17 protein-coding genes are annotated in these 15,223 nt (G+C 35.8%); 14 read left to right on the forward strand and 3 right to left on the reverse strand.

Translation table 11 applies throughout. The features are described from left to right. The first annotated feature begins 410 nt into the window (after nt 1-410). The 13 genes from C8D70_RS16740 (at nt 411) to C8D70_RS16800 (ending at nt 11,675) form a co-directional block, all read left to right on the forward strand. On the forward strand, nt 411-3,359 hold the full coding sequence (locus tag C8D70_RS16740) for a SusC/RagA family TonB-linked outer membrane protein (RefSeq protein WP_076596933.1): 2,949 nt from the start codon (nt 411-413) through the stop codon (nt 3,357-3,359). Between the two features lie 11 nt (nt 3,360-3,370). Next, nucleotides 3,371-4,870 carry a RagB/SusD family nutrient uptake outer membrane protein gene (locus tag C8D70_RS16745; RefSeq protein WP_076596860.1) on the forward strand — a complete coding sequence of 500 codons (1,500 nt, stop codon included), beginning with the start codon at nt 3,371-3,373 and terminating at the stop codon, nt 4,868-4,870. Nucleotides 4,871-5,042: 172 nt separating this feature from the next. Beyond that, a complete protein-coding gene (locus C8D70_RS16750; RefSeq protein ID WP_076596859.1) occupies nt 5,043-5,660 on the forward strand; it encodes a hypothetical protein in 618 nt (205 codons plus the stop codon). 90 nt (nt 5,661-5,750) lie between these two features. Beyond that, nucleotides 5,751-6,041 (forward strand): winged helix-turn-helix domain-containing protein, encoded by a 291-nt coding sequence (locus C8D70_RS16755; protein ID WP_076596858.1) that lies wholly within the window; start codon nt 5,751-5,753, stop codon nt 6,039-6,041. Between the two features lie 64 nt (nt 6,042-6,105). Next, nucleotides 6,106-6,396 (forward strand): hypothetical protein, encoded by a 291-nt coding sequence (locus C8D70_RS16760; protein ID WP_083688888.1) that lies wholly within the window; start codon nt 6,106-6,108, stop codon nt 6,394-6,396. Between the two features lie 24 nt (nt 6,397-6,420). Beyond that, nucleotides 6,421-7,260, forward strand: coding sequence for a metallophosphoesterase (locus C8D70_RS16765; RefSeq protein ID WP_110368071.1), 840 nt, complete (start codon nt 6,421-6,423; stop codon nt 7,258-7,260). 2 nt (nt 7,261-7,262) lie between these two features. Beyond that, on the forward strand, nt 7,263-7,562 hold the full coding sequence (locus C8D70_RS16770; protein ID WP_110368072.1) for a hypothetical protein: 300 nt from the start codon (nt 7,263-7,265) through the stop codon (nt 7,560-7,562). A gap of 25 nt (nt 7,563-7,587) precedes the next feature. Further along, nucleotides 7,588-8,073: a Coq4 family protein gene (locus C8D70_RS16775; RefSeq protein ID WP_110368073.1), complete on the forward strand. Its 486-nt coding sequence runs from the start codon at nt 7,588-7,590 to the stop codon at nt 8,071-8,073. 9 nt (nt 8,074-8,082) lie between these two features. Then, nucleotides 8,083-8,406 (forward strand): hypothetical protein, encoded by a 324-nt coding sequence (locus C8D70_RS16780; RefSeq protein ID WP_110368074.1) that lies wholly within the window; start codon nt 8,083-8,085, stop codon nt 8,404-8,406. A 20-nt stretch (nt 8,407-8,426) separates the two neighbouring features. Further along, complete coding sequence (locus tag C8D70_RS16785) at nt 8,427-9,821, forward strand: DUF4153 domain-containing protein (protein WP_110368075.1); 1,395 nt, start codon at nt 8,427-8,429, stop codon at nt 9,819-9,821. After that, nucleotides 9,805-10,509 carry a DUF1361 domain-containing protein gene (locus C8D70_RS16790; RefSeq protein ID WP_110368076.1) on the forward strand — a complete coding sequence of 235 codons (705 nt, stop codon included), beginning with the start codon at nt 9,805-9,807 and terminating at the stop codon, nt 10,507-10,509. Before C8D70_RS16785 ends, C8D70_RS16790 begins: the two co-directional genes overlap by 17 nt. Before the next feature lie 53 nt (nt 10,510-10,562). Beyond that, nucleotides 10,563-11,102: a hypothetical protein gene (locus C8D70_RS16795; protein WP_076596852.1), complete on the forward strand. Its 540-nt coding sequence runs from the start codon at nt 10,563-10,565 to the stop codon at nt 11,100-11,102. Between the two features lie 60 nt (nt 11,103-11,162). Further along, entirely contained in the window at nt 11,163-11,675 is a 513-nt protein-coding gene (locus tag C8D70_RS16800) for a hypothetical protein (RefSeq protein WP_076596851.1), read from the forward strand. Nucleotides 11,676-11,762: 87 nt separating this feature from the next. On the opposite strand, the gene C8D70_RS16805 is transcribed toward C8D70_RS16800, so the two are convergent. From C8D70_RS16805 to C8D70_RS16815, 3 genes are all read right to left on the reverse strand, one after another. Continuing rightward, nucleotides 11,763-13,421 (reverse strand): S8/S53 family peptidase, encoded by a 1,659-nt coding sequence (locus tag C8D70_RS16805; protein ID WP_110368077.1) that lies wholly within the window; start codon nt 13,419-13,421, stop codon nt 11,763-11,765. A 268-nt stretch (nt 13,422-13,689) separates the two neighbouring features. Then, the gene (gene dtd / locus C8D70_RS16810; RefSeq protein ID WP_076596849.1) at nt 13,690-14,139 is read right to left on the reverse strand and encodes a D-aminoacyl-tRNA deacylase; all 450 of its coding nucleotides are present in this window, start codon (nt 14,137-14,139) and stop codon (nt 13,690-13,692) included. A gap of 9 nt (nt 14,140-14,148) precedes the next feature. Next, a complete protein-coding gene (locus tag C8D70_RS16815; RefSeq protein ID WP_076596848.1) occupies nt 14,149-14,604 on the reverse strand; it encodes a hypothetical protein in 456 nt (151 codons plus the stop codon). 109 nt (nt 14,605-14,713) lie between these two features. On the opposite strand from C8D70_RS16815, the gene greA reads away from it, so the two are divergent. After that, nucleotides 14,714-15,184 carry a transcription elongation factor GreA gene (greA, locus tag C8D70_RS16820; protein ID WP_110368078.1) on the forward strand — a complete coding sequence of 157 codons (471 nt, stop codon included), beginning with the start codon at nt 14,714-14,716 and terminating at the stop codon, nt 15,182-15,184. The last annotated feature ends 39 nt before the right edge of the window (nt 15,185-15,223 follow it).

The following is a 15,223-nucleotide window of genomic DNA, read 5'->3' on the forward strand; positions in this document are numbered from 1 at the left end:
TTTTAAAAAAGTATTTTATTTAAACATTATCCGGGAAGCGTTTGCTTTTCCGGATTTTTTTATGCTTTATCAAAATCTTAGATTTTAATGTTTTTTTAATAAAAATCTAGCATTTTTCATTGTGTTTTTTAAATTGTATTATTTGTGTATTATTTTAGTTAATTGTCTTGTAGTATCAATAAAACTATCTTTTTAGTTTGATGTTTTTATTTTTTTAACAGGTTTTAAATAATTGTTTGATATTTTAAAAACTAAATTAGCTAAATTTTAACTTATATTTTTAATAAATATTGAATTATTGGTTAAAATAATGAATTATTTCTATTTAATTTGTTTAATTGTCTTTTTGTTATCCTTTTATTAATTTTTGTTACATATATTTGCGTTCATACTGTTAAAATATGTTAAATATGAAAGTGAAGTTAATATTAAGTACTGCAGTGTTGTTCTTCGTAGGAGGACACATGGTAGAAGCCCAAAAGGCTAAGCGCGACACCATACAGCAGGATACTAAGATTGATGAAATTGTGGTGGTTGCTTACGGAAGCCAGAAAAGAGAAACAATGGTTGGCTCCAATACTGAAGTAAAAGCGAAACAATTTGCTGATCGGCCAATAACAAGTATTGGGCAGGCGTTGGATGGTGCCAGTGCCGGTGTGAAAGTAAGTACAGGTACAGGTCAGCCTGGAAGTTCACCAAGTATTCAGATCCGTGGAATAGGTTCTTATGGTATTACAACAAATCCTTTATATGTAGTAGATGGTACCATATATACAGGTTCTCTAGCAGCAATTAATCCCAATGATATTGCATCATTCAATATCCTGAAAGATGCTGCATCCACTTCTTTGTATGGTTCTGCTGCAGCCAATGGTGTTGTTTTGATCACTACCAAATCCGGTAGAAAAGGAAAAGATGCATTCAACTTTAGTATGAGTACCGGAGCGGTAGGAAGATCAATCCCGGAATATGACAGAGTGAATGTTTATCAATATTATCCGCTTATTTGGGAATCAATAAGAAATGGTAGAATGACTTCTATACCAAGTACTAGTTTGGCGGATGCCAATGCTTACGCTACGGCACAATTGATTTCAGGTGTTCTTAAAACCAATGTTTTTAATGTTCCGGATAATCAATTAGTTGTCAATGGACTTTTGAACTCAAATGCTCAGTTAAAATATACAGACCTAGATTGGCAAAAACCATTGATGAATACCGGATTCAGACAGAATTATGAATTAAATTACAGTGGAGGAAGTAATACAACAACCTATTTTTCTTCCGTAGGATATACCAACGAAACCGGATATCTTATCAAATCAGATTTTGAAAGATTTACGGCAAGATTAAAAGTAGATTCTCAGGTTAAAAGCTGGTTGAAATTAGGAAGTAGTATCAGTGGAGTATCTTCTAACGGAAATAACTCGGTAGAAGGTGTAGATAATAATTCTGCTTATATCAACCCATACAGATGGACAAGAACAATGGGACCTATTTACAGTCCTTATGCTCATGATCCTAATACTTTTGCTACTCTTTATGACAATGATGGGAACATAGTCTATGATGCTGGAAGTGCCAGAGGTGCCGATGCAGCAGCTGGAAGAAACGTAATTCAGGAAACCCTTTTAAATAAGGATCTATCTAAAAACTATTATATTATTTCCAGAGGCTATGCTGAAATCAAAGTAGACCCTTATCTTACTTTGTCTACTAATGTAGGGTATGATATCAGAAATAACAGAAGAAGTACCTACGGAAATAAAATTATTGGTGATGCAGCTCCAGGAGGCTCAGCAGAAAAATATAGTTTTACAGAACAAACCTTTACATGGAATCAGCTCCTGAATTATAAAAGAAAATTTGGAGATCATAATTTTGAATTCCTTTTAGGGCATGAAAACTATAAATTTATGTACGAGTACCTATATGGGTATAAAAAAGGTCAGATTGTAGATGATAATGATGAGTTGGTCAACTTTGTGACTCCATCATCACTTACTTCACGTACAGACAACTACAGAAAAGAAGGGGTGTTTTCAAGATTGAATTATGATTACAAATCAAAATACTTACTTTCAGGATCTATCCGTTGGGACGGTTCGTCCAGATTTGCTAAAGATGTAAGATGGGATTCATTCTGGTCCATTGGTGCAGGATGGAGGCTGAAAGGAGAAGAATTCTTAAGTAATTCTAATCTTATCAGTGAATTGAAATTGAGAGGATCATATGGTGAAGTAGGAAATGACAGAACAGACAGTTATTATATGTATAAAAGTACATATACTTTAGGATATAATAATGCCCAGGAGCCTGGGATCTTATTTGGCTTTTTGGCTGATCCTACCATTACCTGGGAAGCTAATAAACAAACAGATGTAGGAATTGATTTTGGCTTTTTAAATAATAGAATTACAGGGTCTCTAGAATATTATAACAGAGTGACTGAAGATCTGATTTTCCCGGTTCCGGTTCCGGTTTCTTCAGGTGTTCCCGATAATACAATTAGCCGAAATGTAGGAACTATGTATAACCGGGGATTTGAATTCAGTATTAATGCAGATGTCATTAAAAATCAAAATTTTACCTGGAATATTAATGCCAATGCATCTACACTTAAAAATCAGATTACAGAACTTTCCAATGGGATAACGGAAATTATCAATGGAACTAAGAAAATTTCTGTAGGACACTCAGTGTATGATTATTGGTTAAGACAATGGTATGGGGTAGATCCTGCGGATGGTTCACCTTTATTCCTGGTTGCTGATGCTTATGCTAATACAACAGCTGCCGATATCAGAACGGTGAATGGACAAAAAGTTACTACCAACTTCAATAAAGCAAAATATGACTATTCTGGCACAGCAATTCCTGACTTGTTTGGAAGTTTTGGAACTACAATTACCTATAAACAATGGTCACTATCAGCAATGTTTACCTATCAGTTAGGTGGAAAAACGTATGACTCCAACTATGCTGCTTTGATGTCTAGTTACTCACAGGGAGGAGCTTTAAGTACTGATATTCTGGACAGATGGACAACACCTGGGCAAATCACAGATATTCCGGCATTGAATTCTTCAACATATACAAGTTCTAATGCTGCTTCATCAAGATGGCTGGTAAGCTCAGATTTTCTTACATTTAGACAAGCTACTTTAAGTTACAGCTTTACTCCGGAAACTTTATCTCAGCTGGGAGTTTCAGGATTAAGAATCCTTGTTTCAGGTGAAAACTTATGGAGCAAAACAGCAAGAAAAGGATTGGAGCCTGCTCAGGCATTCAATGGTACTGCGTCAAACAGATATACACCGGCGAGAGTAGTAACAATAGGATTTAATGTATCTTTTTAAATAATTAAGTAATGAAAAATATCGCAAAACAATATATAAAATGGGCTGTTGTTCTTTCAGTCTTTACAGGAACGGTTTCATGTGAGAGTGATTATCTTGAAACGGATCCTACAACTGCGGCCTCTGAGGACGCGGCTTATTCAAGTGCTGCCAACCTTATGGCTATTGTAAATGGGATGCATAGAGATATGTATTACAGACAAAGTGATCAAGGACAGAATGGTCAGGGCGGAATCATGATTATAATGGATGCTTTAGCAGATGACCTTGTTTTTCCATCTACAGGAAATGGCTGGTATGTCTCAGCTGTAAGATGGCAGGATCAGGTAAATGATAATGCTTCCAATGATCTTTATCCTTACCAGTTTTATTATGCATTGATCAGAAACGCAAATATGGTTATTGCTAATGGTCCATCAGTTCCTGCATCTACTGCAGCTGATGCAGCTACTATTAAAACAGCCATTGGTGAAGCATATGCATTCAGAGCGTTCTGTTATTATATGCTGGTTCAGATTTATGGTAAAAGATATGTGCCGGGTACGAACAATACTCAGCTTGGCGTTCCGATCAGATTGTTGGCTAATGAAGTGCCTCTGGCAAGAAATACGGTAGAAGAAGTATATACTCAGATCAATAAAGACCTTGATGAGGCTGCAGCCAGACTTGGAAGTACAAGAGCTACAAAATCTCATTTTAATGATAAAGTGATTTTAGGACTAAAAGCTAGAATAGCATTAACGCAAGGTAATTATGCAGCTGCAGTAACTGCGGCCCAATCCGCTCGTACAGGATTTCCATTGATGGATAATGCGACTTATACTGCAGGCTTTAATAATTTGGCAGGCAATGGTGAATGGATGTGGGGAGCTACAATTATAGCGGATCAGGGAGATACGTTCTCAAATTTTGGAGCATATATGTCAAGGAACTTTAACTCAACTAATATTCGTCAAGCTCCAAAAGCGATTAACAGTAAATTATTCCTTTCATTTCCATCCACGGATATAAGAACTAAAAACTTTGACCCAACAGGTGCCCATAATTCTCTTGGTTTACCTTCTACCTATTCTAAATTTCCATATACAGGACAGAAGTTCCTTGCAGCAAGCCAGGCAGACAGCAGGGTAGATGTGCCTTATATGAGATCTGCAGAAATGTATCTTATTGAAGCGGAAGCTTTAGCAAGATTAGGAAACGAAGCTGGTTCTAAAGCAGTTTTTGATGTATTTGCAAAAAACAGAAATCCTTCTTATCCTGGTGCTACAACAACAGGAGCAGCTTATATCACTGAAATTCTTAACAGTAGAAGGCTTGAATTTTGGGGTGAAGGTTTTAGATTCCTGGATCTGAAAAGATTAAATCAAGGCTTAGATAGAACAGGTGCCAATCATTCTTCTGTAGTTACTAATAACGTAATGACAGTTGCTAATACAGATCTACGTTGGGAATTCCTGATTCCAAGAACTGAAATTAATGCTAACCCATTGATTGTTCAGAATCCATTATAACACGTACAAATTTTAATATATTATGGAGAACCCGGCTATGGCTTGGTTCTCTTTTTATTTCTAGAAGTAACCACAAAGATGAGATTTTTAACAAAAAATTATTTCCAAAATTTTAAATAAAAACTTGGCGAATTGAAAATAATTTTTAACTTTGTAATTCAAAGTTCTTTTTATGAGTTCAAAAAACTATCACGAAGACTTATCCCACATTCGTTCTATGATGGAACGGTCTTCCAGATTTATTTCTTTGAGTGGCTTATCCGGAGTTGTGGCCGGGTTAGCGGCAATTATTGGAGCTGTATATGTGTATTTTGTCTTTCAGAGAGAAGGAATCAGCTATTTTGATGGAGACAGAAATATTTTAGGCCCTTCCTTAGTGAAAGAACTTGTCCTGATTGGATCTATTATTTTGGTTGTTGCAGTCCTTAGCGGTTATATTTTTACCGCCCATAAAAGCAAAAAGAAAGGTTTGAAGATCTGGGATGCCATAACAAAAAGACTTTTGTTTACCTTTGCAGTGCCTTTGGTAGCAGGCGGTGTCTTTTGTCTCGCTCTACTTTATCATCATCTTTTTGTTTTCATTGCTCCGGCTACACTTATTTTTTATGGATTGGCTCTGGTAGCAGCAGAACGATATACATTAACGGATGTAAAGTATTTAGGATATCTAGAAATTATTTTAGGACTTGTTTCTTTGTTCTTTTTAGGATGGGGATTGCTGTTCTGGGCTATTGGTTTTGGAGTTTTGCATATCGTTTATGGATTGATCATGCATAAGAAATATAAATAATGGATGAGGATATAATTTTGCTATTCAATAGCAAAATTAGCATAAGTATTGCCTTTGGTAATGACTGCAGAATAAATAAGAAAAAGTAAAATGATCAAAATAAATCAGCTCAATAAAGAATTCGAAAGCCGTGTAAGACTGGGGATTATGTCCGTTCTTATGGTCAACGACTGGGTTGATTTTTCTGAAATGAAAAGCCTGCTCGAAATTACAGACGGAAATCTTGCAAGCCATAGCAATGCTCTGGAGAAAGCTGGTTATATAGAAGTGAAAAAAGAATTTGTCGGGAAGAAGCCTAAAACCTCTTATCGCGTTACACAAAGCGGAAGACAGGCATTTACCGAACATTTGGATGCTCTTGAAAAATTATTGGGACGATAGTCTTATATTTTTTTAAAAATTAACTTTGAATTACAAAGTACTTTATATTGTAAAATTAAATTAAATGATGACACAAAAACAAAAAACACTCGCAATTTATGTCCTTCCATTGGCTTTACTCAGTATTCCTTTGGCTGGAAATCTATTTTCTAAAGAAGTAAACTGGTCAGCTTCAGATTTTCTGATAGCCGGAGCTTTACTTTTTACAGCAGCTTTTCTCATTAACCTGGTCCGAAATAAAATCAAAAAGCAAAGCCACAAAGTCCTGATCTGCATTTTTATTTTGCTGGCTCTTGCTTTGATCTGGGCCGAGCTGGCGGTAGGGATTTTCGGAAGCCCGTTTGCGGGAAGCTAAAGCCGGATTTATTCAGTATTTAATATGACTAGAAAAGAGTTCATTAAAAGACTAGCTTATCTTTCATTGGCAGGTGCTTTCCCGGCATTGTATTCGTGGCAGATAGAACCTTTTTGGGTGGAATTTGTACAAAGAAAACTTCCTGTTAAAAACTTGCCAAAGATTCTTGAAGGAAAGAAATTGATGCAGATTTCAGATCTGCATGTGGGAAATCGTTTCGACTGGAATTTTCTGATTGAATCTTTTCAGAAAGCCCAACAGTTTAAGCCGGATTTTGTAGTGTATACTGGCGATTATGTAAACAAGGGAACACCAGAAGAACAAAAAGCACTTGAAACTGTAATGGAAAATTGTGTTTTGGGAACGTCAGGCACTTTTGGAATCCTCGGTAACCATGATTATGGTGAAAATTGGAAAGATATAGAATGCTCAGATAGTATCTGTGAAATTCTTAAAGACAGAGGTATTACAGTGCTGAGAAATGCTCAGAAGGAAATCCATGGACTGAATTTTATAGGACTTGAAGACCTTTGGTCGCCTAATTTCTATTCCTTAAATGTGATGAGTGAATATGACTCCTCAAAAGCCAATATTGTATTGTGCCACAACCCAGACGCCTGTGATCTGGATATTTGGAACAGCTATCAGGGATGGATTTTAAGCGGACATACTCATGGCGGGCAATGTCGGATTCCCGGTATTATTACTCCGGTTCTTCCTGTAAAAAATAAAAAATATGTGTCGGGAGAAATAGATCTGGAAGATGGAAGAATGCTTTACATCAATCGGGCTATAGGACATTCTTTCCAGATAAGATTTATGGTACGTCCGGAAATTACTGTTTTCACCTTAACTCAAACTTAATAATGACGAAAGATTCAGAAATAATAAATCTAAGTAAGGCCGTATTCGGAGTATTTTTTTCAGTGGGAACTCTCTGTCTTTTAGGAGCACTTATTACAAAAAATGACTGGTTTGCCGGTGCAGGCTATTTGCTAATCATTTTTGGAGTGCCTGTGAACTTATTATGTATACTGGGACTTTTGACATATGGTATTGTAAATACGTCAAAATTTAAAGAATGTATGATAGGCATACTCATTTTGGCAGCCAATATTCCCATCGCATACACTTACACTATTATAGGTCTTAGCCTTTTCGATTAACATTCATAAATATATCAATACTATTATGAAAAAAATACGCGTTCAGTTTCTGCTTTTTGTGTACAATAAAACTCAAAAATTATACAGAAAATATTTTAAAAAGAAAAAAAGACAGTGGCAGTTCAATGAAAAACAGCTGCTGGAGTTTCAGGAAGATTCTTTAGGCCGGAAACTGGGAGAGTTTTACAGAAAACATGGCTTTTCAATGATCCCCAAAATGGAAAATCATGACGTACACCATCTGATTACCGGCTGTGGAACCAACTTCGAAGATGAAATTGCCATGCAGTATCTGTTGCTTGGAAACGGTAAACTCAATGCGCACCTTCTGGCCGCAATCGTATTAGGAACAATTATTCTTCCTGAATATGTGAAAATTTATATCAAAGCATATAAAAAAGGACAAAATATGAGAACCTTTCATCACTGGGACTTTGAAGGACTGCTATGGCAGAATTATGAACATGTGAAAGACTTCATTCAACAAAAAGAAACAGCCATCCTCCATTAAAATTTAAAGATGATGAGAAAAATAAAATTCAGTCCGCTGGGAGCAAAAACGTTTCTGATTTCCTTTTTGCTGGGTACCTTATTACTGCTTTTATTTTGGATTACAAAAGCTGAATTTCTCGTGATACTCGGATTTTACTATGTGGTGATCGCCGCAGTAGTGAATCTGTTAACCATTTTATATGAATTGATGGAATACCTGAGTGATATTTCCGGAAAGAAAAGGAACGGAAATTCTGTACTTCTTCTGTTGCTCAATGTTCCTGTTGCTTTAATCTACCTCGTTTTATACTTTGAATTTCTTTCAAATCTCTCAGATCTTTCAACCTTTTAAATCTTTAAATAATTAACCTCATGAAAACACATCATTATATATTTCTTACAGCCATTCTCTTTGTTATCGTCTTTTATGAACAGGATGTAGGGCTAAACCTTGGAATCCTGGGAATAGTCTACGCAGCATTAACCCTTTTCAGGACACCTGCAAAAAATAAAACAGGAATATTTTATGTTCTTTTTGCAACAAGTATTCTTTCCAGTATTGCATTTGCCTGGTTTGGAGATTTTACATCATTTATTGCTGTGATGAGTTCGCTGCTTTTGCTGGGATACAAATCAAAGAACAGAAGACTGAAGATCCTCTTTTTAATTCCGGTTTTTATCTTGAATAGCTGTACTTCCTTCTGTCGTTTTTTTAGCTTTGATGAATGGCTGCCTAAGAAAAACTTTTCAGGACTATGGCAAAAGACATTGGCTTTCTTTTTGATTCCGCTGGTGCTGGTTTCTGTTTTCTTTGGGATATATTCTGCAGGAAGCGACCATTTTGCAGCCCTTTTCACAGATTATGAGCTGGATATTAATCTATGGCAGGTATTCTGTCTCTCTGTGTTAGGATTCTTTATTGCCTTTAATTACTGGAATTATGCGGTGGAAAAGTTAATCTATAAAAACAATCATGTTCTGGATAACGATTTCCGCAAAGATTCCCGGATTCCCAAAGCTACTTATTCCTTTCTTGATCTTGACGCAGAAAGAATGAGTGGAGTAATCTCTTTTGTTTTGCTGAATATTCTATTGATTTTCTTTATTGTTACCTACAATTATGAACAGTTTTATGAAGCCGTAAAAACACCTGTTCAGCTTTCAGAAGAAACCCATGAAAGAGTAAACGCAGTTATTATGTCTATTGTCATGGCAATTCTGGTGATTATGTTTTATTTTAAATCAGGATTTAATTTTGATTCAAAAGCAGGTTCACTGAAACTATTAGCCAAAATATGGATTTTTCTCAATGCTGTTCTTGTTGTTTCCGCAGCGCTTAAAAACTATGAGTATATTGTTTATTATGCATTTACCTATAAAAGACTTGGTGTATTTGCTTTCCTTCTTTTATCACTGATCGGCCTGGCTTTGACTTATATTAAAATTCAAAAGCAAAAAAGAAACATTTTCCTTGTTAATACAATGATCTGGTATTTTTATGCAACCGTTCTTGTATGCAGCTATTTCAACTGGGGTGGTTTTATCACTTCCCAGAATATGAAACGAAAAGATTTTGCGGTTAATTATCACCGAACTTCTATTAGCTTCAGTGAAAAAGCACTCCTGAAATATGCAGATGAAAAAAATGATCAGAAACTAAAAAAGACTTTGCAGGATAAAGTGAAAAATGAGAGATCCAAAACCTTCCTTTCAAAGATTTTGTATTATCAGACCATAAATATAGAAGATCATGAAAAACCTTATTGAATCCTCAGGATTTAAAATTAATGTATTGTTGATAATGATGACTATATTCTGTTTCAGTCTCTCTGCTTTCAGATATTATATCAGTGATACAAAAGTATTTTTGTTTCTCAACTGGAATCTTTTTCTGGCGTGGATTCCTTTATTATTAAGTTCATTCATTCTTGCTTTTAAGATCAGAAGTACAATTTCACTCATCTTTATTATAGTAGTCTGGATATTGTTCTTCCCCAATTCTCCCTACATTCTTACGGATCTTTTTCATCTCAGAGCAAGAAATGGCATACCAATCTGGTATGACCTGATTGTGATTCTTTCCTATGCATGGACGGGGCTGATCTGTGGTTTTATAAGTCTTAATGATATTGAAAAACGACTTTCTGATTATGGAAAAACAAATATTATCAATGGAGTAACTGTGCTTTTCCTTTTCATGAGCAGCTTTGGGGTTTATCTTGGCCGATTTTTGAGATGGAACAGCTGGGATGTACTCAACAATCCTTTTGGTCTGTTCTCAGATATTGTGGTAAGATTCATCTATCCCATGGAATATACCAAAACATGGGGCGTCACCCTTTTGATGGGAATTATGCTCAACTTTATGTACTTTACATTTAAATGGGCAGGAATCAATAATGAAAAAGAATTGCAGCCGGAAGATAAATCATTAAACGGAATGGAACAATTTTAGCATTTAAATGAGCTCAGCATAATAAATGTTGATCCACTTTTAAAATTAATATTATGAAAAAAAGCCTATTGTTAATTCCTTTGATTATTGTTGCCTGTAAAAAAGAACCTGCTGTGGCAAACGTTCCGGAGAAAGATTCTACAGTGGTAACAGAAATGCCGGATTCTGTAGTAAAAGCAGATTCTGCAGCATTAAGAAAAAAAGATTCAATTATTAACAATGCTCCGGTCACTAAGGAAGTTTTACGCAAAGGGGTAATGAGAAATGAAAAAGATGGTCAGATTATAAGAACGGCGGATGCTAACCAGCTCCCTTTTACAATTGGAGAAGAGTTTACGAAAGATGATCAGGATTTAGTCTTAAAGCTGACCCGTTACGACCGTCCCAATATTAAAGCGAAAATTTCAACAAAAGAGAAAGATTTTAATATTCGTTTCAATCAAATCAGGCTTCCTAACGGAAACTATGATGGACCTTTTGGAAGAGAAATTACTTATGATACTCCCGGACAAGGTGAAGTGTGGCTGATTATCGGAAAAAGTAATATGGCTTCAGGAAATACCAAAGGAAGTTTCACAGTAACGGTTGAATAATATTTAATCAATTTGGTACAATTTCTGAAAACTAAACTCTGAAGTTTAAAATTTTAAATTATGAAAAATATAGTTCTAACAGCAATGGCTGCCTCAGCTGTACTTGTAAGTTGCGGAACCGTACAGTCATTGGTTCAGAATACATTTCCATACACAACTAATGTTTTGGTATCTACGGGAGTTCCTGCAGATAAAGAAGTTTCTTCCACTGCAACGGCTACCAATGTACAGACATGGTTCGGAGGAAATAACAATGCAAAGATTAAAGACGTAAGAATTTCAGACGCGAAAATCTCTGTGGCATCTCCTTCAGGAGGGAATCTGAGTGCCTTTAAAACTGTAAAAATATACGTTTCTTCTAGCGGAACAGGAGAAAGATTGGTGGCTTCACGTTCCAATATCTCTAGCAATTCTTCCAGCTTAAATCTTGATCTTAATGATACAGGATTCCTGGATGAAATTGTAAAAAGTTCAGGATTAACTGTAAGAACAGTTTATGAGCTGAAGAATCAGACTTCTTCAGATATGAATATCAAAGTGGCGCTTAATTTCAGCAGCGTTCCTGCAAAATAAGTACATAAAAAATACTATTAAAAACCCTCTTTCAGTATTCTGGAAGAGGGTTTGATATGAAGTAAAATAGGTAAAAAAATCTTTTATTTAGAGTTTTGTCAGTTTCTCAACAACTCTTCTCTGGCCTTCATTAATGTTAATAATATACTGACCTGTTGGCAGCTGTGAGATGTCAATTTTTTCATTTGGTAAAACTGAATTTTTGATAACAGTTCGTCCCTGAAGGTTAATAATCTCTACATCCAGTTTTTTATTTTCACTGCTTTTAAGAGCGATAGAACTGTTGGACGGATTAGGATAAATTTTAACCTCTAAGGCAGATAAAGTTTTAACAGGTGCTGCAAATTTACTTTCCAGCTTAAGAATGGCATTCTTCACATTAGGAAGTGGGCCAATCTTTTGACCCGTTACAGTTCCTCCCTGAGGAATTCCCGTTGAAATTAAAAGGTTTTTCATTGCCGAAGGCGTTAAATACTGACCTGTAGTCTGACGATAAAAAGACTGGATTAAAATAGCTGCAGAAGAAACTACCGGTGTTGCAGAACTTGTACCGCTGAAATAATTATAAGTTCTGTTGTTGTCATTGTCATATTTCGCATAATATCCATAACCTGCCGCCATCACACTGCTTCCCCAGCCCTGAACATCCACTCTGCTTCCAAAAGTACTGAAGCTTAATTTCGAATGGGTAGTATTAGGAGATCCTGCTCCTACAATAATAGCACCACTGTTTCCTCTTGCAAGATAGGCTGCATAAAACGGATCATCCAGATTCTGGTTTCCATTACCTGCTGCTGCAATGATAATAATTCCTGAATCAGTAGCGGCTTTGGTAAGATCCCAGATTACTTTATCATATTCCGCAGGACAATACTGACCGTCTTTTCCGCCAGTCTGCATTTCATATAAAATAATATCTCCGGCCTGAGATGCATTAATAGATCTGCTCACTGCAGAAGCCCGGTTGTATCCCACGGTGGTCCATTCCATATAACCTTTTATTTCAGAAGCACTGTAAGCAGCTCCGGTAAGTCCTGTATTATCTTTTACTGAACCTAAAATACTTACCACAGCAGTTCCATGATCACGGTAATTATTATTGGCTAATCCTGCATTAGGAGAATAACCGGACTCAAGTTGTATTGAATTTTGGTTAGACAGCATCTCATGAGTTTTATAGAAGCCATATTCTACATCACGCACACGGATATTCTGTCCTGTGATTCCTCTTGACCATGCATATTTAGCATTGATTCCCGGATTGTCATTCAGATAGGTCTGCAGGCCTTCCAGATCAGGAGTTGCCACAAAAGCATTTACCAAAGGTGGTTCGATAGGTTCGGCACTCATTACGGAAACATATTCTATTTCAGGAAATCTCTCAAGAGCATGAATGATTTTTTCTGAAGCTTCTTTATTCTGAAGAGGAATATCAGCCTTATAGATTCTTTTCAGCTTTTCCACAGACTCTCCGGAATTACCGATGGCTTTGCTGCTTCTGGCCATTTCATCAAGTTTGCTGTCTGTAAAGTCCAGATCATACTTAAATGTGATGTGGTTTTCTCTTGAAAATCTTTCCAGATCAGCATTTCTGCTGAAAGCTGTTTTTTCTGAATTGATGCCTTTTGAAAAACATACATAAATAATTGAATTTTGATCATCAGCCATTTTAGACTGGCTGTCCTGCCCGAAAGACAGCGTAGAACAGAACGCAAATAATGCGAAAAGGGTGGTTTTTGTTTTCATATAATTTTGTTAAATGGTTGTAAATCAGTTTTTATTTGCTTCAAAAATAATAATAAAATAAGAACAAATCACATTTTTGTGAATTTATTTTTTTTATTTTTACTCCTTCCTTTTCTATAAAGGATTTCTTTGTTTATGAATGGTACACCTCACAGGTTTTCAAAACCTGTGAGGTGTAATGACAGATATTTTTCTGCTTACTAACCAAAAAAATACGCTTCATAAATTGAAACGTATTGCGTATGTTTTACCCCTTTATCTTCTCCGCTTAGCTTTTGGTAATGGAATCCATTACAATGGTAACCGGTCCGTCATTGATAAGAGAAACCTTCATATCAGCTCCGAAGATTCCGCTTTCGGTTCTTAATCCCGATTTAGCTGTTTCTTCCTTAAAATAATCAAAAAGCGGTACAGCTTTATCCGGTTTTGCTGCCTTTATGAAAGAAGGTCTGTTGCCTTTTTTATAATCTGCAATCAATGTAAACTGACTGATGCAAAGGATTTCTCCTGAAATATCTTTCACAGAAAGATTAAGCTTGTCATCTTCATCTCCAAAGATTCTCAGGTTTAAAACTTTTTGTACAAGCCAGTCAGCATCTGTCTTTTCATCATTTTCATCTATGCCTACAAGCAGCATTAGTCCTTTTCCGATTTCTCCAACAATTTTTCCTTCTACTCTTACACTGGCTTCAGAAACTCTTTGTATAACGATCTTCATCTTATATTTTTAATAATAAACATTTAAGATTTTACTTGCGGCATCGTAACTGTAAGGATAAGTTTTAGGCGGCAGAGAAGTTTTGGCTCCCGATTCCGGCTGTCCCGTACTTAAGATCCATCTTGTATCATCCTGCGGACATATGATGGCAATATTGTCTTTTACCTCAAGAGTGGTGTTATTATCAGGACATATATGTGGAGCATTCCTGTCATAGACTTTAAATCCGTTTGCGGTTCGAACAATAATAAGTCCTCTCGTGCCAGATTGCTGTTCATTCACATAAATCCAGCCGTTGATATTGTTCAAAACGTAGTAAGCAGGAAGGTTTAGATTAAGTGATACATTGATAGGAACATTGGGGAAGCAGTTCACCGTATCTTCTCTGCTTCCACAAGAGTTTATGGTTAAATTACTGAAAATCAATAAAATGAAAATGGATAAGATTGAGAAAGTTTTTTTCATTTCAATTTAAATTTTTATATATTTGTAAAAGTTAAACGATTACAACACGAAAACATTGTCCGACAAATGTCGGATTATTTTTTTATACTAAAACTAAATTTTGAAAATTATGGCAAGCTATGTAACTAAGGAGGGCCTGGAGAAAATGAAAGCTGAGCTGGAACAGTTGGAAACTGTAGAGAGACCAAAAATTACTCAGCAGATCGCAGAAGCAAGAGATAAAGGAGATTTGTCTGAAAATGCAGAATACGATGCGGCTAAAGAGGCTCAGGGGATGCTTGAAATGAGAATTTCCAAGCTGAAAGACGTAATTTCTACTTCTAAAATTATAGACGAAAGCCAATTAGATACTTCAAAAGTTTCCATCTTAACGACAGTGAAACTTAAAAACAATGCTACCAAGCAAGAGCAGGTATTTACATTGGTACCAGATAACGAAAGCGATCTGAAGACAGGAAAGATTTCTGTGAACACGCCTATTGCAAAAGGGCTGTTAGGAAAAGCTATTGGTGAAGTTGCTGAAATTATTTTACCAAACGGAAACAAACTGTCTTTTGAAGTATTAGACATCTCATTATAGTCTGATATTCCCTTTTATTTCTAACCTTCTAAATATCTA

It is taken from the genome of Chryseobacterium sp. CBTAP 102 (genome assembly GCF_003201365.1).
In the GTDB taxonomy this organism is placed as follows: domain Bacteria; phylum Bacteroidota; class Bacteroidia; order Flavobacteriales; family Weeksellaceae; genus Chryseobacterium; species Chryseobacterium candidae.